Below are 19956 nucleotides of genomic sequence, written 5' to 3' on the forward strand. Positions count from 1 at the left end.
ACGGCGCGCACGCGGCGGGCGCCGCATGCCGCGCTAGGCATTCGTTCATCCGGTCCGCAGGGTCCGCGTCGGCGCGACGGCAGCGCTGCATGTCCCAGCCAGGCGCAAGCCCAGCGGCGGGATTCGGCAAAATCGCTTCCCGTTCAGGCATTTTCGCGCGACGCGCGGCGCCGATTGCTGCGCCGCAGCAATACGCGAGCGTCTTCACAAAGGTTTGACGGGACCGACAGCACCCGGTAAATCTCCCCGATCCCGTGCCGCCGGCAAGGGTCATCTCATTCAGTTTCGACACACGGGGGACACCGCATGAGCGGAGCCGCAACGACGACGGGCGAAACGCCCATTCCGGAATTCAAGCAGGTCCTGGGGCATCCCAAGCCTCTATGGATGCTGTTCATGTCCGAATTCTGGGAACGCTTCGCGTTCTACGGCATCCGCTGGGCGATGGTCCTGTACATCGTGGCGCAGTTCCACGGCGGCGACGCCGGCTACGAGAAGCCCGCCAGCGAGCTCTACGGCGCCTACCTGGCGCTGGTCTACGCCTCGGCGATCTTCGGCGGCTGGATCGCCGACAAGCTGATCGGCTACCAACGCTCGATTCTGCTTGGCGCCTTGATCATGGCGACCGGCCTGTTCCTGCTGGCCTCGCCCACCGAGACCATGTTCAAGCTCGGCCTGGCCACGATCATCGTCGGCAACGGCCTGTTCAAGCCGATCATCTCGACCATGGTCGGCAAGCTCTACCTGCAGGGCGATGGCCGCCGCGATTCGGGCTTCACCATCTTCTACATGGGCATCAACCTGGGCGCGTTCCTGGCGCCGTTGATCACCCAGTACCTGGCCCAGAAGGTGTTCGGCGTCAACGACACGCCGGCCTACAAGGTGGTGTTCATCGCCGCCGGCGTCGGCATGGTGCTGAGCCTGATCTGGTTCTGGTTCGGTCGCGCCCAGCTCAAGGGCATCGGCCTGCCGCCCGCGGACAAGACCAGCCTGACCCGTTCCTTCATGGTCCTGGCCGGCGCGGCGCTGATCGCGATTCCGATCTTCTTCTTCCTGCTGACCATCAACGCGATGGTGCTGCAGTACATCCTGATCGCGCTGCTGATCGTGCCGGCCATCATGCTGGTGGTGGAAGGCATCCGCGAGGGCAAGGTCTCGCGCGACAAGGTGATCGCGATGCTGATCATCCTGACCTTCAACGTGTTCTTCTGGTGCTTCTTCGAACAGGCCGGCAGCTCGTTCAACTTCCTGGCCGAGAAGATCGTCGACCGCAACATCGGCTTCGAGAGCCTGTTCCAGGCGCTGGCCGGCGGCACGCAGTTCCCGGTGTCGTGGTTCCAGAGCGTGAACTCGGTGGCCATCATCACCCTGGCACCGGTGATCGCCTGGATCTGGGTGCGCATGGGCCGCGCCAATCCCTCGATCCCGCGCAAGTTCGGCCTGGGCCTGATCTTCAACGGCCTGGCCTTCCTGCTGCTGATGTTCGCGCTGGTCAACCTGATCGCGCCGGACACCGGCAAGATCCCGTTCTGGACCCTGTTCACGGTGTACTGGATCCAGTCGGTGGGCGAGCTGTGCCTGTCGCCGATCGGTCTGTCGATGGTGACCAAGCTGGCGCCGGCGCGCCTGACCGGCTTCGCCATGGGCGCCTGGTTCCTGTCGATCGCGATCGGCAACAACCTCGCCGGCATCTTCGCCGGCCAGGCCAGCGGCGAGACCGGCATGACCACGGCCTCGGCGCTGACCGCCTACACCATGGGCTTCTACATCCTGGCCGGCGCGGGCCTGCTGCTGTTCCTGATCGCCCCGCTGATCAACCGGTTGATGCACGGCGTCAAGTAAGCGCCGTCGCCCGCAGCCGTACCCCTAGGCGCCACGGCCGGAGAGCTCCGGCCGTGGCGTCGCCGCATTCGCAACCCGCTATCGCATGAGCGCCTTCCGATGACCGTCAGCAAACACGTCGAACCCGAATTCATCGCACCGCCGCCGGGCGAGCTGGTCGGCCACCCGCGCGCGCTATGGATGCTGTTCGGCGCCGAGATGTGGGAGCGCTTCGCCTACTACGGCATGCGCGCGCTGCTGGCCGTGTACGTGGCCAGCACCTTTTTCAGCCTGCTGCCGGAAGGCGAGGCGCGCGCCCAGGCCAGCCTGACCTACGGCGCCTACACCGCACTGATCTACGCGACCGGCCTGTTCGGCGGTTTCATCGCCGACCGCTACCTGGGCTACCGGCCGTCGATCGTGCTCGGCGGCGCGATCATGGCCGTGGGGCTGTTCCTGCTGATGATTCCGCAGCTGACCTGGTTCCTGCTGGGCTTGGCGGTGATCGTGGTCGGCAATGGTTTGTTCAAGCCCAATATCTCGACCATAGTCGGACGCCTGTATGCGCCGGCCGATCCGCGCCGCGACTCGGGCTTCACCATTTTCTACATGGGCATCAATATCGGCGGCGCGCTCGCGCCGCTGGTGTGCGGCGTCATCATCGGCGAGCGCTTCGGCTATCGCTGGGGTTTCTTCGCCGCCGGTGTGGGCATGATCTTGGGCCTGATGATGTTCCATTGGCTGCGCGGCCAGCTCGGCCGCATCGGCGAATCGCCGGTACCCGCGCTCAACCGCGCGCGTTTGATCAAGGTGCTGCTGGGCTGCATCGCCGCGGTGCCCGTGGTCTACCTGATGCTCAGCCGCACCCAGATCGTCGGCTACATCCTGCTGGCGATGATGATCGGTCTGAGCGTGTACTTCATCGGCGGCAGCCTGCGCAGCGGCGACAAGGTACAGATGCACCGCTACACCGCGATGCTGCTGCTGTTTCTGGCCAAGATCCTGTTCTGGGGCATGTTCGAGCAGGCCGGCTCGTCGCTGAATTTCTTCGCCAAGGACCACGTCGACGCGCCGTTCAACTTCGCTTTGTTCCAGTCGGCCAACTCGGTGTTCATCATCGCGCTGGCGCCGCTGTTCGCCTGGGCCTGGCCGCGCCTGGACGCGCGTGGTTGGAACCCGTCGGTGCCGCGCAAGTTCGCGCTGGCGCTACTGCTGGTCGCGGTGGGCTTCTCGGTCCTGATCGCCGGCATCGCCTACATGGCCGACGGCAGCGGGCGCATTCCCTGGGAAATGCTGGTGCTGGCCTACCTGTTCAACACCATGGGCGAGCTGTGCCTGTCGCCGATCGGCCTGTCGATGGTGTCCAAGCTGGCCGCGCCCAAGGACACGGGCATGGCGATGGGCGCCTGGTTCCTGTGCTCGGCGATCGGCAACTACGTCGCCGGTCTGGTCGCGGCGGTGGCGTCGGGCGGCGATCTGGGCGGCTTGGCGCAGTACTCGGCCACCTATACCCACATCGCGTACGCGGGCTTCGGCATGGGCGTGGCCTTCCTGCTGTTCGCGCCGTTCATCAACAAGTTGATGCACGGGGTGAAGTAGGCCATCGGAGGTCGTTCGCATCTGTTCGATCGGATCCGGTCTTGGAGGACGTATGACGCGCGCTGAATGGTTCGAACCCAAATGGCTGTGGCTGAAGCGTTTCGCACTGGCGGCGGGCTTGGGGCTAGTCCTCATGATCGTCGGCATTCCGACCGATGTGATGGCGCTTACGTTCGTCGGCATCCTGTTGGCCGCGCCCTTGTTCTTCTGGCTCATGTTCATTCCCGTCCTGCATTGGAAGGATCGTTACATCGGCGGCGCGAGCAACGTATGGGGCGCGTTCCTGGTGTTCGAGACCTCTGGCTGGTCGAAGCTGTTCTATTGGTTCATCCACGTGCTGCCGGATCGGAGGCGGTCCGGGCAGTACGCGGACGCTCCTTGAGGCTGGATCGTCGGCCATCGTCGATGCGCATGGACTTGGCGGAGATACGGGAGCCGCAACCCGCTGCCTGAAGGGGAGTTCAGGCGCTGGCCGCAGGAGCAGCCGACGGCAGCGATGGATACGCCCTGGTCGCCGATCGGCTTGGCCCGAGCAGGCATTGGATGTTCAATGTGAACATGATCGAAGCCAGCCCCGAGGACCGACTGCCGCTGTGGCGCGCTTATGCGGAGTTCTTCCTCGATACCGAAATCGACGAGCCTACTTGCGCCTACATCGCCCGGACGGTGGCCGAGTCCGGGCTGAGCCGGAGCGAGGCCGAGGCGGTGCTGTGGAACGAGGTGTTCCCGGCGCTGCACGCGAACTTGCGCAATCACCTGGGCGTCTGGGACGGCTGGCCGGACGAGTGGTTGCTGGCGCATCTGCGCATCGCCTCGGGGCCGGCCGTGCGCTCCGGACCGCGCACCACGGTCGCCGAGATCGAGCGTTGCTGGAATCGGATGCGCGCGTACTGGCCCGAGTCGCAAAGCGACTGAGCCGCCTGCGCTAGTCGCCCAGCGCCACCGCGCGCACACCCGAATGTCCACGCACGAAGGCCGCGGCCAGGCGCAGGGTGGCTTCGCCGTCGCGATCGCCGCGCAGCGCGCGCACCAACCGCGCGGGCGTGGTGCCGGTCCAGCGGCTCAGGTCGTGAGTGGCGTGGGCCTGATCGCTGTAACCATGGCGCGCGGCGGCATCGGCGATCCCGGCGCGTTCTTCGTCCAGGCTGCGCAATAGGGCTTGCAGGCGCCGCACCCGCGCGTACTCCTTCGCGGTCATGCCGACCGCGGCCAGGAAACGCGCCTGCAGATTGCGCAGGCCCAGGCCGGTGGTGCGCGCGAGTTCGGCGATGCGCAGGTCGCCGTCGTGTTGGTCCAACTGCGCGAGCGCCTGTTCGATCGCGGCGTCCGGCGGTTGGGCGGCCGCGCGCTGCGCGAGCAGCGCCCACATCGCGTCGGCGCCGTGTCCGGCGACGCAGGCGTGGGCGGCCTCGGCGAAGGCCGCGGCGAAGCCGGGATCGAGCTCGCGCAGGTCGGGGATGCGATCGCGCAACGCGGCCAGGCGCGCGCCGGCGACCAAGGTCGAGCCGGCCGGGGTCAGGCGCACGCCCAGGCAATGCACCGGTCCGGTCGGCTGCAGGCGGATCGGGCCGCGTTGCTGAGCGGCGAACAACAGCGGCGCCTGCAACTGGGAGTCGCCGTTGGCGCCGTACAGGCGCATCGGTGCGCCCAGGTGCGCGATCAGTTCGCAGCGGCCGTCGGCATAGATCGCCTGCACTTCGGGCGCGGGCGCGTCGTCGCGCAGCCGCCACAGGCATTGCACGTGGCGGCTCAGCGATGGCGGTACGGGCTGCTCGCTGTAGTCCATGCCACCATCAAAGCCCGAGCCTGCGCGTTTTTACAAGCCGATCGCGGTGCGCCGAGGCTAGCGTGGCGGTCAATCGATCACGAAAAGGGGAAGCCGATGAATTTCGCCGCGAGTCTGTTGGGCCTGGGGTTGCTGCTGGCCGTGTTGCCGACGGCCGCCAGTGAAGCCGCCGCCGATCTGGGCTGGATGGCCGGGCACTGGTGCAGCGAAGCCGACGGGGAGCGCATCGACGAGACCTGGCTGCCGGCGGTGGGCGGGCGCCTGTACGGGGTGTCGCGCACCGCGCGCGGCGAGCGCGTCGGCAGTTTCGAGTTCCTACGCATCGAGCCCGTGGACGGCGTATCGACGTATCTGGCCCAGCCCGGCGGCGGCAAGGCGACCGCATTCCGGCGCAGCGAGGGCGGGCCGAATCGGGTTCGGTTCGAGAACCTTGCGCACGATTTTCCGCAGCGCATCGAGTACCGGCGCGAGGGCGAGCGGCTGCACGCGGAGATCGCGGGGCCAGGGCGGGAGGGGAAGGAGCTGCGGATCGCGTTCGAGTACCGGCGTTGCGGAGAGTAGGGTCTGCCCGGGCACCGCACCGCCTTCGACCTAAGGCGCTGTGGCGATGCGGTTCGCCTTCGGCTCACCGCATCCTACGAAGCTCACAGCTCTCCGTGTTGCGGGAGAGGGGCTAACGCGTAGGCGCGATGGAAGGCGTAAGCGTGCTGGAAGGCGTAAGCGCGATGGGAGGTTTGCAGTCCCTTCTCCCGCTTGCGGGAGAAGGTGCCCGTAGGGCGGATGAGGGCAGCGCCTGCGGTGGAGGTTCAATACGCGGGCCGGCCCTCACCCCAACCCCTCTCCCGCGAGCGGGAGAGGGGCTAAAGCGTAGGCGCGATGGAAGGCGTAAGCGTGCTGGAAGGCGTAAGCGCGATGGGAGGTTTGCAGTCCCTTCTCCCGCTGGCGGGAGAAGGTGCCCGAAGGGCGGATGAGGGCGGCGCACGCGGTTGGCGTTGCGCGCCTGCGCCGGCCCTCACCCCAACCCCTCTCCCGCGAACGGGAGAGGGGCTAACCCGTAGGCGCGATGAGAGGCGTAAGCGCGCTGGAAGGCGTAAGCGCGATGGGAGGTTTGCAGTCCCTTCTCCCGCTGGCGGGAGAAGGTGCCCGTAGGGCGGATGAGGGCGGCGCACGCGCTTGGCGTTGCGCGCCTGCGCCAGCCCTCACCCCACCCCTCTCACGCGAGCGGCAAAGGGGCTTGAATGCAGCGCCAGCTAGCTCACCCCGCCACCGGCAACTCCGCCTCGGCGCGAATCTCCAGCTCATCCAGCCGATCCAGCAAGCGGAACAGCAGTTCGCGCTCGGCGCCGTCCATGCCGTCCAGCAGGCGGCGCTCGAAGGCCAGCGCCAGCGGCGCGACCTCGTCGTAGATCTTGTAGCCGTCCGGCGACAGCTGCAGCACCGAGCGGCGGCGGTCGTCGTCGTGGGTCTCGCGGGCCAGACGGCCGGCCTCGATCAGGCGCGCCACCGCGCGGCTGACCGCGACCTTGTCCATGGCCGTGCGCTGGGCGACCTCGTTGGCCGACAGGCCCGGATAGCGGCCCAGCACGGCCATCACCCGCCATTCGGTCACGCTCAGGGCGAAGCGCTCGGAGTAGACCCGCGCGATCGCGCTGCTGACCCGGTTGGACAGCACCGACAGGCGGTAGGGCAGGAAATGCTCAAGGTCGAGCTCGGCATGGCGGGGTCGGGGCTTGTTCATGCTGCGCTGTACCTTGCTTGCATATGGTTTCATATGAAACTATAACGGCTCTTCGCACCAGGCCGTCCCGCGCGGGTCCGGCCGCTACCTGAGAACAATGCCATGAATGCGCAGCCCAACCTCGGCATGCAGGTCACCACCTTCGAAAATCCGCTGGGTATCGACGGCTTCGAGTTCGTCGAGTTCGCCGCCCCGGCCGGTCAGGGCGAAATGCTGCACGACTACTTCCGCAAGCTCGGCTTCACCGCCGTGCTGCACCACAAGACCCGTCCGATCACGGTCTACCGCCAGGGCGGGGTCAACTTCCTGGTCAACGAAGACCCGGACAGCTTCGCCGCCGACTTCGCGCGCGCCCACGGCCCCAGCGCCTGCGGCTTCGCGATCCGCTTCCAGCAGCCCGGCACCACCGTCCTCGATGCCGTGCTCGGCAACGGCGGCGAGGCGATCGTCGACCAGGCCGATAGCCGCGCGGTCGACGCGCCGGTGGTCAAGGGCATCGGCGACTGCATGCTGTACCTGGTCGACCGCTACGGCGACAAGGGCAACGTGTACGAGGACTACCTGCCGGTGCAGGGCGCGCCGCAGAATCCGGCCGGTTTCGGTCTGACCTTCATCGACCACCTCACCCACAACCTCTACTTCGGCAACATGCAGAAGTGGTCGGACTATTACGAGCGCTTGTTCAACTTCCGCGAGATCCGCTACTTCGACATCAAGGGCGCCAAGACCGGCCTGGTGTCCAAGGCGATGACCGCGCCGGACGGCGTGGTGCGCATCCCGCTCAACGAATCCAGCGATCCCAAGTCGCAGATCAACGAATACCTCGACGCCTACAAGGGCGAGGGCATCCAGCACATCGCCTGCTTCACCGACAACATCTACGACACCGTGGAAGCGATGCGCGCGCAGGGCGTGGCGTTCCTGGACACTCCGGACACCTACTTCGACGTGATCGACCAGCGCGTGCCCAACCACGGCGAGGATGTGCCGCGCCTGGCCAAGAACAAGATCCTGATCGACGCCGACCCGGAAACCCACCAGCGCAAGCTGCTGCAGATCTTCACCCAGAACGCGATCGGTCCGATCTTCTTCGAGATCATCCAGCGCAAGGGCAACGAGGGCTTCGGCGAGGGCAACTTCCAGGCCCTGTTCGAGAGCATCGAACGCGACCAGATGCGCCGCGGCGTGCTCTAAGCTCGGCGCTTCAAGCCCCTCTCCGTCGGAAGAGGGGTGGGAGAGGGGCGGGACATGGCCGTACGTTCAAATCCGCCTCTCCCCACTGTCTAGGATGGATGAACATCGAAGCGGTGGTCGAGGCGACCCTCTGGGCCCTCGGCGGCCGGACCCTCGCCCCAACCCCTCTCCCGCAGGGAGTGGGGCTCTAAGCTCCAGAGCGCAATCGCCATGAACACCGCCGCCAACGACAGCGACAACGTGATCCCGATGCCCGAGCGCGATGCGCAGCGGGTGGCCGCGCGCGGGTATCTCAGCGGCTTCGGCAACGAGTTCGCGACCGAGGTCTACACCGGGGTGCTGCCGCAGGGCCAGAACTCGCCGCAGCAGGTCGCCTACGGCCTCTACGCCGAGCAGCTGTCGGGCACCGCTTTCACCGCGCCGCGCGGCGAGAATCGCCGCAGCTGGCTGTACCGCATCCGCCCCGCGGCCATGCACGGCACGTTCGCGCCGTATCCGCAGCCGCGCCTGCACAACGATTTCGAGCACGGCCCGGTCTCGCCCGACCAGTTGCGCTGGGATCCGCTGCCGATGCCGGACGCGCCGGTCGATTTCGTCGACGGCCTCTACACCATGGCCGGCAACGGCTCGCCGGCTTCGCAACACGGCGTGGGCGTGCACATGTACGCGGCCAACCGTTCGATGGACGGGCGGTTCTTCTACGACGCCGACGGCGAGCTGCTGATCGTGCCGCAGCACGGCCGCCTGATCCTGGCGACCGAACTGGGCGTGCTCGAGGTCGAGCCGCAAGAGATCGCGGTGATCCCGCGCGGCGTGCGCTTCCGTGTCGAACTGCCCGACGGCGTCGCGCGCGGTTACGTCTGCGAGAACTTCGGCGCGCTGATGCGCCTGCCGGACCTGGGCCCGATCGGCGCCAACGGCCTGGCCAATCCGCGCGATTTCCTGACCCCGAACGCGGCCTACGAGGACGTCGACGGGCAGTTCGAACTGATCGCCAAGTTCCAGGGCCAGCTGTGGCGCGCCGAGCTCGGCCATTCGCCGCTGGACGTGGTCGGCTGGCACGGCAACTACGCGCCGTACAAGTACGACCTGCGCCGCTTCAACACCATCGGTTCGATCAGCTTCGATCATCCGGACCCGTCGATCTTCACCGTGCTGACCTCGCCCAGCGACACCCCGGGCACGGCCAACCTGGATTTCGTGATCTTCCCGCCGCGCTGGCTGGTCGCGCAGCACACCTTCCGTCCGCCGTGGTTCCACCGCAACGTCGCCAGCGAGTTCATGGGCCTGATCCACGGCGCTTACGACGCCAAGGCCGAAGGCTTCGTGCCCGGCGGCGCGTCGCTGCACAACTGCATGAGCGGGCACGGCCCGGACGCGGCCACGTTCGAGAAGGCCAGCCACGCCGATTTGAGCAAGCCCGACGTGATCGGCGGCACCATGGCCTTCATGTTCGAGACCCGCGCGGTGATCCGCCCGACCGCGCAGGCCTTCGAGGCGCCGCACCGCCAGCGCGAGTACCAGGCTTGCTGGGCCGGTTTGCGCCGGCACTTCGAGCCGCCGCGCTCGGCCTGAGGCCGCGCGGCGCTTCGCGCGCCGTTCACGCCTGGCCGCTAGGCTGCGCGCGTCTTGCACACGCTGCGCCGCAGCCGGGGTCGTAATGAAGCAGGGTTCCATCCAGTTGGGCGCGAGCGCGCTGCTGCTGAGTCTCGCGCTGACCGCCTGCGGCGATCGCGCCTCCGCCCCGGCGCCTGCGCCGACCGCAACGCCGCCGGTCAGCGATCAGCCCAGCGAAGACGTACCGCCGGCCACGGCGCCGACGCCGCTGGCGCCGGCCAAGAACGGCGGCCCGGCGCGCATGGACGGCTATGGCGATCTGCGCCTGGGCGGCGACGCGGCCGAAGCCCGCAAGGCCCTGGGCGGCGACGTCGCGGGCAAGGCGGAAGAACCCGGCGGCTGCTACTACCTGAGTTCGAGCAGCCGCCCTGAGCTGCCGGGCCTGATGATCGAAGGCGAGAAACTGGTCCGCTACGACGTCGGCGAGGGCGAGGACATCGTCGCGCCCGGCGGCGGCAAGGTCGGTATGGGCGCAGACGAGCTGCGCGCGCTGTACGCGGGACGAATCGAAACCCAGCCGCACAAGTACGTCGACGGCGGCGAGTACTGGCGCATCAAGGATGCGGCCGGCCCTGGCGTGCTGCTGTTCGAGATCGTCGACGGCAAGGCCAGCCTGTGGCGGGTGGGCCTGGCGCCGCAGGTCGATTATGTCGAAGGCTGCTCCTGACCCCAGCCCGCCGACAGGGCCATAGGCTGCGGTGAGCGCAGCGAACCGCGGCATCGCCCTATCCGCTCGCTCGCCTTGGCCCGCAAAGCGGGCGTGGCGCCTATCCGCACCGCCGATGGACGCCAAGCCCCGCGCTCGGCATAGAATCGGGGCAGTGTCCGCGAGGGGAAGAAACCATGCTCGAAGCCATCGGCTTGTTCGTGCTGGGGTTGGTGCTGCTGGCGCTGGGCGGCGATTCCATCGTCAAGGGCGCGTCCGGGTTGGCCCAGCGTTTCGGCGCCTCGCCGTTCGTGGCCGGGCTGGCGCTGGTCGCCTTCGGCACCTCGCTGCCCGAGCTGGCGGTCAACCTGCAGGCGGTGGTGCGCGGCGAGCAGAGCCTGGCGCTGGGCAACGCGGTCGGCAGCAACATCGTCAATTTCGGCCTGACCCTGGGCATCGCCGCGTTCGCCGCGCCGCTGCTGGTGCGCTGGCGCTCGCTGGCGCCGCTGCTGCTGGTGCTGATCCTGGGCACCGCCGCGGTGATCGCGCTCGGCCTGGACGGCGTGCTCAGCCGCGCCGAGGGCGCGGGCATGGTGGTCGTGTTCTTCGCCGTGGTCGCCTACGCGATGGCGCGCACGCGCCGCGAGGCGCCGGAACTGCAGGACGCCATCGCCGCGTTCGCGCGCACCCGCACCGATCTGGGCTTGAACCTGCTGCGTTTCGCGATCGCGGCGGTGCTGCTGTACTTCGGTTCCAAATTCGTGGTCGGCGCGGCGCCGCGCTTGGGCGCTTCGCTGGGCCTCACGCCGCTGCTCACCGGTCTGTTGCCGGTCGCGATCGGCACCGCGCTGCCGGAAGCCGCCGCCGCCATCGCCGCCGCGCGTCGCGGCCAGGGCGATATTGTGGTCGGGCACGTGATCGGCTCCAGCCTGTTCAATCTGCTGATCGTGGTCGGCGGCATGGCGGCCTGGAACGCGGTGGCGCTGCCGGCTTCGTTCGTGCGCTTCGAACTGCCCGCGGCGATCGCGTTCGCGCTGATGCTGTATCCGATGCTGCGCGGCGATCTGCGCGTGAGCAAAGGCGAGGGCGCGGTTCTGTTGATCGCCTTGCTGGCCTGGATCGGCTTCGAACTGGCGATGCTGTATCGCTGATGCGGAGCGGGCGCCGGCGTCGGGTCGATATACTGAGGCCATGAACACGCCAGTCTCCTCGCCGCCGCCGTCGGCGCGTCCGATTCCGACCCGCGCGCTGCGCGCGCTGAGCGAGTTCTTCCGCCTGGAAGCCGCCGGTGGCCTGGTCCTGATCGCCGCCGCCGCGCTGGCCCTGATCGCGGCCAACTCGCCGCTGCACGACGCCTACGAATCGTTCCGGCAGATGCCGGTGCAGGTGCGCATCGGTGCGCTGGATATCGCCAAGCCCGCGCTGCTGTGGATCAACGACGGCCTGATGGCGATCTTCTTCCTGCTGGTGGCGCTGGAGATCAAGCGCGAAATGCTCAGCGGCCAGCTCGCCGGACGCGCCCAGTTGATCCTGCCGCTGGCCTGCGCGAGCGCCGGCGTGGCGGTGCCGGCGCTGCTGTTCTACGCGATGAACCGCGGCGACGCCGAGGCCATGCGCGGTTGGGCGGTGCCGACGGCGACCGATATCGCCTTCGCCCTGGGCGTGCTGGCCCTGCTGGGGTCGCGCGTGCCGGCGGCGATGAAGCTGTTGCTGTCGACGATCGCGGTGATCGACGACCTGATCGCGATCCTGATCATCGCGCTGTTCTATTCGCACGGCCTGTCGATGACGGCGTTGATCTGGGCCGGCGCCGCGCTGGCCGGCATGTGGCTGTTGAACCGTCGCGGCGTGACCGCGCTGGCGCCGTACCTGCTGCTGGGCGTGGTGCTGTGGGTGTGCGTGCTCAAGTCGGGCGTGCACGCCACCCTGGCCGGCGTCGCCACCGGCCTGATGATTCCGCACGTCGACAAGCGCAACGCCATCGACGACGCGCACGAGCATTCGCCGCTGGAAACCCTGGAGCACGCGCTGCATCCCTGGGTCGCCTACGCGATCCTGCCGCTGTTCGCGTTCGCCAATGCCGGCCTGGTGCTGGGCGGGTTGAGCCTGGACGACGCTACCGCCGCGCTGCCGCTGGGCATCGTGCTGGGCCTGGTGATCGGCAAGCCGATCGGCATCGTCGGCATCGCCCTGCTGCTGCGCGCGCTGGGCTGGGTCAAGCTGCCCGCGGGCATGGACCTGCGCGCGATGCTGGGCCTGGGCCTGATGTGCGGCATCGGCTTCACCATGAGTTTGTTCATCGCCTCGCTGGCGTACCAGAACCCCCTGCATTACGAAGAGGCGGTGCTGGGCGTGCTGGCCGCCTCGGTGATCTCGGCGCTGGTGGGCTATCTGTGGTTGCGCGCGGTGCTGCCGTCGCGCGCGCAACGGAGCTAAGGGATGCGGCACGCTTTGGTGTTCGGCGCCAGCGGGCAGATCGGTCTGCCGCTGCTGGGCGCGTTGCGGCGCGCCGGCTGGCGGGTCAGCGCGGTGTCGCGCCAGGACCAGCACGACGAGCCGGGGCTGCACTGGCTGCGCGGCGACTTCGCCCAACTCGAGGAGCTGCCGCGCCGGGTCGATGCGATCTTCAGTTGCGGGCCGCTGGACGCCTTCGCGCGTTGGTACGCGACCTCGCGGGTTGAATCGCCGCGCGTGGTCGCGTTCGGCTCGACCAGCGTCGAGACCAAGCGCGGTTCGGCCGATCCGGACGAACGCGACGTCGCCGCGCGCTTGCGCGCGGGAGAGGCGACTTTGTTCGCCGAAGCCAGCGAGCGCGCCGCGGCCGCGACCGCGCTGCGGCCCACGCTGGTCTACGGCGCCGGCCGCGACGCCACCCTGACCCGAATCGCCGCGATTGCCCAGCGCTGGGGGCGTTTTCCGCTGCCGCGCAACGCCACCGGCCTGCGCCAGCCGGTGCACGTGGACGATCTCGCCGCGGCCGCGTTCGCCTGCGTGTCGGCGCCGGCCAGCTACGGCCAGGGTTACGCGCTGCCCGGCGGCGAGACCCTGAGCTATCGCGACATGGTCGCGCGCGTGCTGGGCGTGCTGGAGCCACCGCCGAAACTGATCGAGCTGCCGTCTCCGGTGTTCAACCTGGCCTTGCTGGCCGCGCAGGCCAGCGGCCATGCCACCGGCTTGGGCGAGGCCGCGGTGCGGCGCATGCGCAGCGACCTGGTGTTCGACCTGGCGCCGGCGCAACGCGATTTCGCGTACGCGCCGCGCCGCTTCCTGCCCGAACGCTCGATGTTCGATCCGCGCTGAGGCGGCGCGCTCAGAGTTCGAAATCGCCGGGATTGGTCTGCACGTTGGGCTTGTAGCTGGCGATGGCGAGGTAGATGCGGCTGCCGTCGCTCATCTCGAAGCCGTAGCCGACCGGCTGATCGTTGCCGAACCAGGCGGTGGCGCGTTCGACGTCGCTGCCGAACACGCGCGGATCCAGGCGCGCGCCGCGCAAGGGCGAGGACTTGCCGGGATTGATTTCGCCCAAGGACGAATAGCGCTTGAGTTCGCCGGCCGTGCCCAACGCGATCAAGGCCAGCGGATCGACGACTTGGTCGGTGGTGGCCTTGCCCGTCGTGCCGCTGGCCTTGTCGCGCCAGCGCGCGATGCCGGCCTGGGCGACGAAGGTCAGCTCGTTCTTCTGGCCGGGGCGCAGCACGAAGCGGAAGCGGTCCGGGCGTTCCAGCAGCAGCTCGACGCTGTCGACGCTGACCAGCGCGTGCTCGCTCTTGCCCTTGGGCGGCGGCGCGTATTGGCTGATGCGGGCGACGACGCGCGCGCTGTAGTGGGTCTTGTCCATGCTCTGAAGCAAGGCGGTGGCCGAGCTGGCGGCATGCAGGGCCAGCGGCGCGAGGCAAAACAGACCGATGGCGACGAAGCGCAGGGGGAGTTTCATGGCGATGTTCCCGTAGCTGGAAGGGGGACGGGCGCGGCTCAGCGGCAGGCCATGCGCGCGATCGTGCGCAGCGGCCGCGGCGGCTGCTGCATGGTCGCCGAGCAGCGCGCGGCCAGGTCGGGCGCGCTGGCGCCGATGGTGCGCGCGTTGGCCAGGTCGGCCGGCACCCCGTCGACGCCGGGCTGCAGGCAGCGGCCCGGCAGCAGGTTGAAGGCCATGCTGCCCGAGGTCGTGCTGACCTCGACCATGATCGGCACGCCGTTGGTATTGCACAGCTCGGCCAGGCGCATGTTCGGCGACAGCCGCGGCGGGCCGGGAATTTCGGCCGGCAGATTGACCGGGGTATTGCCCGAGCAGACGCCTTCGTGCAGCAGCTCGCTGTCGATGGTGCCGGTGATGCGGGTGATGGTGTGGGTCTGGTCGCGCAGGTTGGTGCGCTGGACGAAGATGCGCGTGCTGCCGTCGAAGCGCGAGGTGGGGATCGTCACCGCATCGCGATCGATGTCGAAGGTCACGTCGACGCGGTCGGCGGTGGGCGCGAAGGTGAAGCTATCGGCGAATGCGCGCACCGTGCGCGGCGGGAAGGCCTCGGGCGCGCTGGTGATGTTCATGGTCGGAAAATGCGCGGCGCAGTCGACGTCGGCGGGGCAGGTTTCCTCGCGCAACAAGTCGTAGGACGCGGTGACGGTATCGCCGGGGCAGTACTGCGCGGGCGTGACCTGGCCCATGCCGTTCAGCACGCTGCGCTCGAGGCGGCAGCCGCCTGCCAGGGCCGTGCAGGCGAGCAGCAGGGCCAAACTCGCGGTCGAAGTCCGAATCGTCATGGCGGGCGTCCTTGTCGGGGGGCGTGGTTTGGCGGCTGACAAGGACGATCAACGGCGTGGCGGCGCGCGAGCGGACACGGCCGCGCGCGGTCGCGCGCGTTCAGGGCGTGTCGGAGGCCGGGATCGGGCGCGATTTGGCCAGCGCGCGCAGCGCGATGATGAGCACGCCGCCCAGCACCATGGCGCCGCCCAGCAGCAGGCGCGGGCCGGGGCGGTCGCCCCAGAACGCGACGCCCAGGCCGATCGCGAGCACCGGCACCAGCAACAGCCACGGCGTGACCTGCGCGACCGGGTGGCGCTGCACCAGCACGTAGTACAGGCCATGGCCCAGCAGCGAGGACACGAACGCGGCGTAGAGCGCGCCGAACCAGCCGACCCAGCTCACCGATCCCAGGCTGGCGATGCCGCCGGGCTCGAGCAGCGCGCTGATCGCCAGCAGCGGCAGCACGCTGAGCAAGGCGGTCCAGCCCTGCTGGCTGTAAACGTCCAGTCCGCGCAGGCCCTTCATCAGCACCGTGCCCACGGCCAGGAACGCGGCCGAGATCAGCATCAGCACCAGCGACATCGGCTTGTCCAGCACCAGCGGATCGAAGCCCAGCACCAGCACGCCGGCGAAGCTCACCGCGATCGCCACGCCGGTGCGCCAGGCGAAGCGCTCGCCCAACACCATCCACGCCAGCAGCGCGGTCATCGGCACATAGCTCTGCATCACGATCGCCGGCGAGGACAGATCGCCGGCCAGTTTGAGCGCGGTGAAACTCAGGCCGAAATGCAGCACGCCGATGCACAGGCAGACCGCGATCAGCCGCGGCCATTGCCCGGGTGCCGGGCGCTTGACGAAGAACATCAGCGGCAGCGCGAGCAGGGCGAAGCGCAGGCCGGTGAACAGGAACGGCGGGATCTCGCGCATCGCGAACGCCGAGGTCAGGAAGTTGCCGGCCCAGGCCAGGACGATGAGCAGCAGCAGGACGATGTCGCGGGCGGGCATGAGGTCGGAAACCGGAAGCGGCGCGGCCGAGGCGTAGCCGCGCGGGCCCTATTGTCGCCGCTGGCGTACGCGCGCGGCGCGTACGCCGTCGCACGCAGCGTTGCGCTTACGCGTTCAGTACGACCAGCCGAGCTTGCGGTACAGCTTGGCCAGCACCCAGGCCGGCCCGATCAGCAGATAGCGCAGGTCGGTGAAGAAGCTCGGGCGCTTGCCTTCGAACATCTTGCTGTGGCCGATGAACTGGCCGATCCAGGCGACCACGAACACGCCGATGCCCAGGTACAGCAGCTGCGTCGTGCCCAGGCGCTGGTGCAGCCACTGGGTGAGCCAGCCCGACAGCACGAACAGGACCAGCATGCCCAGGCCGAGCCGGCGCGAGGCGCGGTAATAGAACATCCAGGCCGCGAACATCGCCAGACCGGCCCATAAGCCGGCGCCGAACAAGGTCCCCGGCGAGGGAATGCACCACAGCAGCGCGATCACGCTCCAGGCGATCGCGGGCACGCAGATCACGTGGATGAGTTGGTTGGAGTGGTTCTGGTGATCGCGCGAATAGTTGGCGAAGTAGCGATCGATCGGACGCTGCTGGTACGAGGCGTCTTGCGATGCGGGTTCGGCGGCAGTGCTCATGACGGGCTCCCGGCGGGTCAGGCGTGCGCGGCGGCGGACGGGCGGTTCAGTGCGCACCAGTACGGGAGAATAGCTGGATTACCGCCACCCCGGCCACGATCAGACCGATGCCGATCATGCCGGCCAGATCCAGCGGCTGTTTCAGCACCAGCCAGCCGATCAGGGCGATCAGGACCACGCCCACGCCGGACCAGATCGCATAGGCCACGCCCACCGGTACGGTCTTGAGCACCAGCGAGAGGAAATAAAACGCAGTCGCATAGCCGGCTGCGACGATCAGCGAAGGCCCGAGGCGGGTGAAGCCCTCGGAGGCCTTGAGCGCGCTGGTGGCCACCACTTCGGCCAGGATCGCGATGGCGAGGAAGAGCAGGCCTTTGGGCATGAGGGTGGCTCCGAGGGCGGTGCGCGACGATGCGGTTCGCTGCGCTCACCGCATCCTACGGTCGATCAGCCGAGCCAGCCATGGACGATCCAGATCGTTGCCACACCGAGATACGCATACAACAAAATATCGCTGGTCAGCAGAACCATGCGTAATTTCTTGACGGTCTTTGCCAACCCCGGCGGCGGCGGTTGGAAGTACAGAACTTTGAATCGACACGGGCCGGATTTTGGGAGGATGCGTTGACCCCAGGTCCGGAACAGCTGCTGCGCATAATCGGGAGCGACTTCCGAAATGCGCAGCTTCGCGGTGTAGGCGCAAAGTTCCGCCGCCAGTAGGCTGATCGCTACCAGCGCAAACAGTCCCAGCATCCAGCCCACGGACATACGCGGATCCGGCTGACCTCAGTCGACCGAAATCCCCGCCAGCTTCTGCAGCGCTTCGGCGTACTTGGCGCGCGTGCGCTCGATCACCTCGGCCGGCAGCGGCGGGCCCGGCGGCGTCTTGTCCCAGCCCAGCGCCTCCAGATAGTCTCGCACGTATTGCTTGTCGTAGCTGGGCGGGCTGGTGCCGACCTGGTATTCGTCGGCCGGCCAATAGCGCGAGGAGTCGGGCGTGAGCATCTCGTCCATCACGTACAAACGGCCGTCGGCGTCGGTGCCGAACTCGAACTTGGTGTCGGCCAGCAGGATGCCGCGTTCGGCCGCGTAATCGGCGGCATAGCGATACAGGCGCAGGGTGGCGTCGCGCACGGCTTCGGCCAGCTCGGCGCCGACGGTGCGCACCGCGGTGTCGAAGTCGATGTTCTCGTCGTGGTCGCCGACGGCGGCCTTGGTCGAGGGCGTGAAAATCGGCTCGGCCAGCTTCTCGGCCTGACGCAGGCCGTCGGGCAGGGCGATGCCGCTGATGCGGCCGGTGCGCTGGTAATCCTTCCAGCCGCTGCCGATCACGTAACCGCGCGCGATGCATTCGATCGGCACCGGCTTCAGGCGCTTGGTCACCACCGCGCGCTGGGCGTAGAGCGCCGGATCGGTGCCCGCGGGCAGGACCGCGGCGACGTCGATGCCGGTGAGGTGGTTGGCGACGATGTGCGCGGTCTTGCCGAACCAGAAGTTGCTGATCTGGCACAGCATCTCGCCCTTGCCCGGAATCGGGTCGGGCAGGACCACGTCGAAGGCGCTGAGGCGGTCGGTGGCGACGATCAACAGGTAGTCGCCGGCGGGCGTGCCCGGCGGCAGGCGTTCGGCCGGCAGGTCGAAGACGTCGCGGACCTTACCGCGATGGCGCAGCGGCAGGCCGGGCAGATGGGACTCGGAAAGGGCGGATCGCAAGGTGGTCGACAACGTGTAGTCCCCATGGCGGCGGGCGGAATCCCCGACGTCGGCCGCGTGCGCGGGCGCGACGGGGCCGGGCAGTGTACGCCGGCCGGGCCTCGCGTGCAGGTAGACTGACGGCCGGTTCTGGGCAGGCGGTTGCGGCGGCGATGGCGACGAAACGCTGGTACGGCAAGTTGCTGGGGTTTTTCGCCGGTGCGGCGCTGTTGCGCTCCAACCCCTTCCTGGGCGCGCTGATCGGTCTGCTGGTCGGCCATGCCTTCGACAGCGACTGGTTCCGGCTTGGCCGCGACAACCCGTACGCGGTGCTGGGCCTGACCGCCGAGGCCAGCGACGCCGAGGTCGACCAGGCCTATCGCCGGCTGATCTCTCAGTACCACCCGGACCGCCTCAACGGCGCCGCGCCCGAGCTGCGCCAGCAGGCCGAGACCAAGGCGCGCGCGATCAACGGCGCCTACGACCGCATCAAGACCCTGCGCCAGCGGCGCTGAGCCGTCCGGGACCGCGCAGCCGGGGCGGGGCCGGTCGGCCCGCACCCCGGCGCCCGCGGTTGGGTTCAGAAGCGGTAAGTGGCGGTCAGGCGGATGCTGTCCAGATCGAAATCGTCGTCGCTGCGGCGGAAATCGGTGCCGGCGGCGTTCTGGCGGATGAAGGGGTTGGTCGCCGGCGCCGGGCCCTGCGCGCGCACCCGGTACTCGTCGTCCTTGAGCTGGGTGCGCAGGTACTCGATGCCGAGCGCGAGGTGCTCGTTGACCCGACGTTCGTAACCGATGCCGAACTGGGCGCCGTTGGCGTCGCTGTCGCCGTTGGTGGTGAAGGTGTTGACGCCATTGCTGGTCAGGAAGGTGTTCTCGACCTTCGCCGTGGCGTAGCCGGCGGTGAAATAGGCCAGATTCCGGCCGTCGTCGCCGAATGCCATGCCGACGCGAGCGCGGATCGCGGCCACGCTGTCGACCTTGCGCAGCATGGTGTAGCGGGCCGGCGTGGTGCTGAAGGACGACACCGCGTCGCGCGCGTCGTTCATGCCGTAGTCGCCGACCACGCCGAACACCCAGTCGCCGACCTGCCAGTCGTAGCCCGCGCGCAGGCCCCATTCGGCGCCACCGTTGTTGCCGTCGCAGCCGGCGGCCGGCGTCGGGCCGCGCGCCACGCCATTGCAGGAGCCGGGCGAGAACGCGTCGGCGCCGGCCGCGGTGGTCACGGTATCGCCGTAGCGGCCGTCCAGGTTGGTGTCGAACACGAAGCGGTCGTTGCCGTCGTCCGGGTCCAGGACCTGGCCGAGGTAGCCGCCGACGTAGCCGCCGGTCCAGTCGCCGGAGGATTGGGCCAGCGCGGCCGGGGCCAGGCTGGCGCCGAGCAGGGCGAGCAACAGGGGGCTGTAGCGTAGATGCGGATGCTTGCGGGTCATGCGTTCTCTCCTTAGGGGGCGGTCCGGCGGCCGGGCAGCGCCGCGCAACGGGTCT

General features: G+C 68.6%; 22 protein-coding genes. 12 read left to right on the forward strand and 10 right to left on the reverse strand.

The genetic code is table 11. The annotated features are described in order from the left end of the window. The first annotated feature begins 306 nt into the window (after window positions 1–306). The 4 genes from ASE43_RS10435 (at window position 307) to ASE43_RS10450 (ending at window position 4335) form a co-directional block, all read left to right on the forward strand. The gene (locus tag ASE43_RS10435) at window positions 307–1842 is read left to right on the forward strand and encodes an oligopeptide:H+ symporter (RefSeq protein WP_057160408.1); all 1536 of its coding nucleotides are present in this window, start codon (window positions 307–309) and stop codon (window positions 1840–1842) included. Between the two features lie 99 nt (window positions 1843–1941). Continuing rightward, window positions 1942–3420 (forward strand): oligopeptide:H+ symporter, encoded by a 1479-nt coding sequence (locus ASE43_RS10440; protein ID WP_056178736.1) that lies wholly within the window; start codon window positions 1942–1944, stop codon window positions 3418–3420. A 52-nt stretch (window positions 3421–3472) separates the two neighbouring features. Continuing rightward, the gene (locus tag ASE43_RS10445) at window positions 3473–3802 is read left to right on the forward strand and encodes a hypothetical protein (protein ID WP_057160409.1); all 330 of its coding nucleotides are present in this window, start codon (window positions 3473–3475) and stop codon (window positions 3800–3802) included. Between the two features lie 170 nt (window positions 3803–3972). Then, window positions 3973–4335: a hypothetical protein gene (locus tag ASE43_RS10450; protein WP_200956255.1), complete on the forward strand. Its 363-nt coding sequence runs from the start codon at window positions 3973–3975 to the stop codon at window positions 4333–4335. A 10-nt stretch (window positions 4336–4345) separates the two neighbouring features. On the opposite strand, the gene ASE43_RS10455 is transcribed toward ASE43_RS10450, so the two are convergent. Then, complete coding sequence (locus tag ASE43_RS10455) at window positions 4346–5206, reverse strand: AraC family transcriptional regulator (protein ID WP_057160410.1); 861 nt, start codon at window positions 5204–5206, stop codon at window positions 4346–4348. 96 nt (window positions 5207–5302) lie between these two features. Here ASE43_RS10455 and ASE43_RS10460 point away from each other — a divergent pair, with 96 nt between their 5' ends. Continuing rightward, entirely contained in the window at window positions 5303–5767 is a 465-nt protein-coding gene (locus tag ASE43_RS10460) for a DUF6265 family protein (RefSeq protein WP_057160411.1), read from the forward strand. A gap of 694 nt (window positions 5768–6461) precedes the next feature. Here the strand turns inward: ASE43_RS10460 and ASE43_RS10465 are convergent. Beyond that, the gene (locus ASE43_RS10465) at window positions 6462–6944 is read right to left on the reverse strand and encodes a MarR family transcriptional regulator (RefSeq protein ID WP_056178748.1); all 483 of its coding nucleotides are present in this window, start codon (window positions 6942–6944) and stop codon (window positions 6462–6464) included. Window positions 6945–7046: 102 nt separating this feature from the next. Here ASE43_RS10465 and hppD point away from each other — a divergent pair, with 102 nt between their 5' ends. The 6 genes from hppD (at window position 7047) to ASE43_RS10495 (ending at window position 13701) form a co-directional block, all read left to right on the forward strand. Next, window positions 7047–8138, forward strand: a complete 1092-nt coding sequence (gene hppD, locus ASE43_RS10470) for a 4-hydroxyphenylpyruvate dioxygenase (protein WP_057160412.1) — start codon at window positions 7047–7049, stop codon at window positions 8136–8138. A 249-nt stretch (window positions 8139–8387) separates the two neighbouring features. Further along, on the forward strand, window positions 8388–9713 hold the full coding sequence (gene hmgA / locus ASE43_RS10475; protein WP_057160656.1) for a homogentisate 1,2-dioxygenase: 1326 nt from the start codon (window positions 8388–8390) through the stop codon (window positions 9711–9713). Between the two features lie 85 nt (window positions 9714–9798). After that, on the forward strand, window positions 9799–10422 hold the full coding sequence (locus ASE43_RS10480; RefSeq protein WP_057160413.1) for a hypothetical protein: 624 nt from the start codon (window positions 9799–9801) through the stop codon (window positions 10420–10422). A gap of 176 nt (window positions 10423–10598) precedes the next feature. Further along, on the forward strand, window positions 10599–11552 hold the full coding sequence (locus ASE43_RS10485; protein ID WP_057160414.1) for a sodium:calcium antiporter: 954 nt from the start codon (window positions 10599–10601) through the stop codon (window positions 11550–11552). 40 nt (window positions 11553–11592) lie between these two features. Continuing rightward, on the forward strand, window positions 11593–12837 hold the full coding sequence (nhaA, locus tag ASE43_RS10490; RefSeq protein ID WP_157499844.1) for a Na+/H+ antiporter NhaA: 1245 nt from the start codon (window positions 11593–11595) through the stop codon (window positions 12835–12837). Window positions 12838–12840: 3 nt separating this feature from the next. After that, complete coding sequence (locus ASE43_RS10495; RefSeq protein WP_057160415.1) at window positions 12841–13701, forward strand: nucleoside-diphosphate sugar epimerase; 861 nt, start codon at window positions 12841–12843, stop codon at window positions 13699–13701. Between the two features lie 10 nt (window positions 13702–13711). On the opposite strand, the gene ASE43_RS10500 is transcribed toward ASE43_RS10495, so the two are convergent. The 7 genes from ASE43_RS10500 to ASE43_RS10530 all read right to left on the reverse strand — a co-directional run bounded on the left by ASE43_RS10500 (window position 13712) and on the right by ASE43_RS10530 (window position 18490). After that, window positions 13712–14335: a hypothetical protein gene (locus tag ASE43_RS10500; protein WP_057160416.1), complete on the reverse strand. Its 624-nt coding sequence runs from the start codon at window positions 14333–14335 to the stop codon at window positions 13712–13714. Between the two features lie 38 nt (window positions 14336–14373). Further along, on the reverse strand, window positions 14374–15159 hold the full coding sequence (locus ASE43_RS10505) for a hypothetical protein (protein WP_157499846.1): 786 nt from the start codon (window positions 15157–15159) through the stop codon (window positions 14374–14376). Window positions 15160–15259: 100 nt separating this feature from the next. Continuing rightward, window positions 15260–16147, reverse strand: a complete 888-nt coding sequence (locus ASE43_RS10510; RefSeq protein WP_056178771.1) for an EamA family transporter — start codon at window positions 16145–16147, stop codon at window positions 15260–15262. 114 nt (window positions 16148–16261) lie between these two features. After that, window positions 16262–16777: an Mpo1-like protein gene (locus ASE43_RS10515; RefSeq protein WP_057160418.1), complete on the reverse strand. Its 516-nt coding sequence runs from the start codon at window positions 16775–16777 to the stop codon at window positions 16262–16264. 46 nt (window positions 16778–16823) lie between these two features. Continuing rightward, window positions 16824–17159 carry a multidrug efflux SMR transporter gene (locus tag ASE43_RS10520; protein WP_056178776.1) on the reverse strand — a complete coding sequence of 112 codons (336 nt, stop codon included), beginning with the start codon at window positions 17157–17159 and terminating at the stop codon, window positions 16824–16826. Window positions 17160–17224: 65 nt separating this feature from the next. After that, the gene (locus tag ASE43_RS10525; RefSeq protein WP_056178779.1) at window positions 17225–17545 is read right to left on the reverse strand and encodes a hypothetical protein; all 321 of its coding nucleotides are present in this window, start codon (window positions 17543–17545) and stop codon (window positions 17225–17227) included. Window positions 17546–17563: 18 nt separating this feature from the next. Further along, window positions 17564–18490, reverse strand: a complete 927-nt coding sequence (locus ASE43_RS10530; RefSeq protein ID WP_057160658.1) for a phosphoribosylaminoimidazolesuccinocarboxamide synthase — start codon at window positions 18488–18490, stop codon at window positions 17564–17566. A gap of 152 nt (window positions 18491–18642) precedes the next feature. Between ASE43_RS10530 and ASE43_RS10535 the strand changes: the two genes are divergently transcribed. Then, entirely contained in the window at window positions 18643–18984 is a 342-nt protein-coding gene (locus ASE43_RS10535; RefSeq protein ID WP_057160419.1) for a DnaJ domain-containing protein, read from the forward strand. Window positions 18985–19049: 65 nt separating this feature from the next. On the opposite strand, the gene ASE43_RS10540 is transcribed toward ASE43_RS10535, so the two are convergent. After that, the gene (locus ASE43_RS10540) at window positions 19050–19901 is read right to left on the reverse strand and encodes an outer membrane beta-barrel protein (RefSeq protein ID WP_056178785.1); all 852 of its coding nucleotides are present in this window, start codon (window positions 19899–19901) and stop codon (window positions 19050–19052) included. Window positions 19902–19956: the final 55 nt, after the last annotated feature.

Source organism: Lysobacter sp. Root983 (genome assembly GCF_001429345.1).
Lineage (GTDB): Bacteria > Pseudomonadota > Gammaproteobacteria > Xanthomonadales > Xanthomonadaceae > Lysobacter.

Bases quoted from the DNA above. Each gene is read 5' to 3' on its own strand.
- ASE43_RS10520 (WP_056178776.1), bottom strand. From the start codon at position 17,159: ATGCCCAAAGGCCTGCTCTTCCTCGCCATCGCGATCCTGGCCGAAGTG.
- ASE43_RS10460 (WP_057160411.1), top strand. From the start codon at position 5,303: ATGAATTTCGCCGCGAGTCTGTTGGGCCTGGGGTTGCTGCTGGCCGTG.
- ASE43_RS10505 (WP_157499846.1), bottom strand. From the start codon at position 15,159: ATGACGATTCGGACTTCGACCGCGAGTTTGGCCCTGCTGCTCGCCTGC.
- ASE43_RS10435 (WP_057160408.1), top strand. From the start codon at position 307: ATGAGCGGAGCCGCAACGACGACGGGCGAAACGCCCATTCCGGAATTC.
- hppD (WP_057160412.1), top strand. From the start codon at position 7,047: ATGAATGCGCAGCCCAACCTCGGCATGCAGGTCACCACCTTCGAAAAT.
- ASE43_RS10540 (WP_056178785.1), bottom strand. From the start codon at position 19,901: ATGACCCGCAAGCATCCGCATCTACGCTACAGCCCCCTGTTGCTCGCC.
- ASE43_RS10515 (WP_057160418.1), bottom strand. From the start codon at position 16,777: ATGAGCACTGCCGCCGAACCCGCATCGCAAGACGCCTCGTACCAGCAG.
- ASE43_RS10440 (WP_056178736.1), top strand. From the start codon at position 1,942: ATGACCGTCAGCAAACACGTCGAACCCGAATTCATCGCACCGCCGCCG.
- ASE43_RS10465 (WP_056178748.1), bottom strand. From the start codon at position 6,944: ATGAACAAGCCCCGACCCCGCCATGCCGAGCTCGACCTTGAGCATTTC.
- ASE43_RS10535 (WP_057160419.1), top strand. From the start codon at position 18,643: ATGGCGACGAAACGCTGGTACGGCAAGTTGCTGGGGTTTTTCGCCGGT.
- hmgA (WP_057160656.1), top strand. From the start codon at position 8,388: ATGCCCGAGCGCGATGCGCAGCGGGTGGCCGCGCGCGGGTATCTCAGC.
- nhaA (WP_157499844.1), top strand. From the start codon at position 11,593: ATGAACACGCCAGTCTCCTCGCCGCCGCCGTCGGCGCGTCCGATTCCG.
- ASE43_RS10525 (WP_056178779.1), bottom strand. From the start codon at position 17,545: ATGTCCGTGGGCTGGATGCTGGGACTGTTTGCGCTGGTAGCGATCAGC.
- ASE43_RS10500 (WP_057160416.1), bottom strand. From the start codon at position 14,335: ATGAAACTCCCCCTGCGCTTCGTCGCCATCGGTCTGTTTTGCCTCGCG.
- ASE43_RS10495 (WP_057160415.1), top strand. From the start codon at position 12,841: ATGCGGCACGCTTTGGTGTTCGGCGCCAGCGGGCAGATCGGTCTGCCG.
- ASE43_RS10445 (WP_057160409.1), top strand. From the start codon at position 3,473: ATGACGCGCGCTGAATGGTTCGAACCCAAATGGCTGTGGCTGAAGCGT.
- ASE43_RS10510 (WP_056178771.1), bottom strand. From the start codon at position 16,147: ATGCCCGCCCGCGACATCGTCCTGCTGCTGCTCATCGTCCTGGCCTGG.
- ASE43_RS10455 (WP_057160410.1), bottom strand. From the start codon at position 5,206: ATGGACTACAGCGAGCAGCCCGTACCGCCATCGCTGAGCCGCCACGTG.
- ASE43_RS10485 (WP_057160414.1), top strand. From the start codon at position 10,599: ATGCTCGAAGCCATCGGCTTGTTCGTGCTGGGGTTGGTGCTGCTGGCG.
- ASE43_RS10480 (WP_057160413.1), top strand. From the start codon at position 9,799: ATGAAGCAGGGTTCCATCCAGTTGGGCGCGAGCGCGCTGCTGCTGAGT.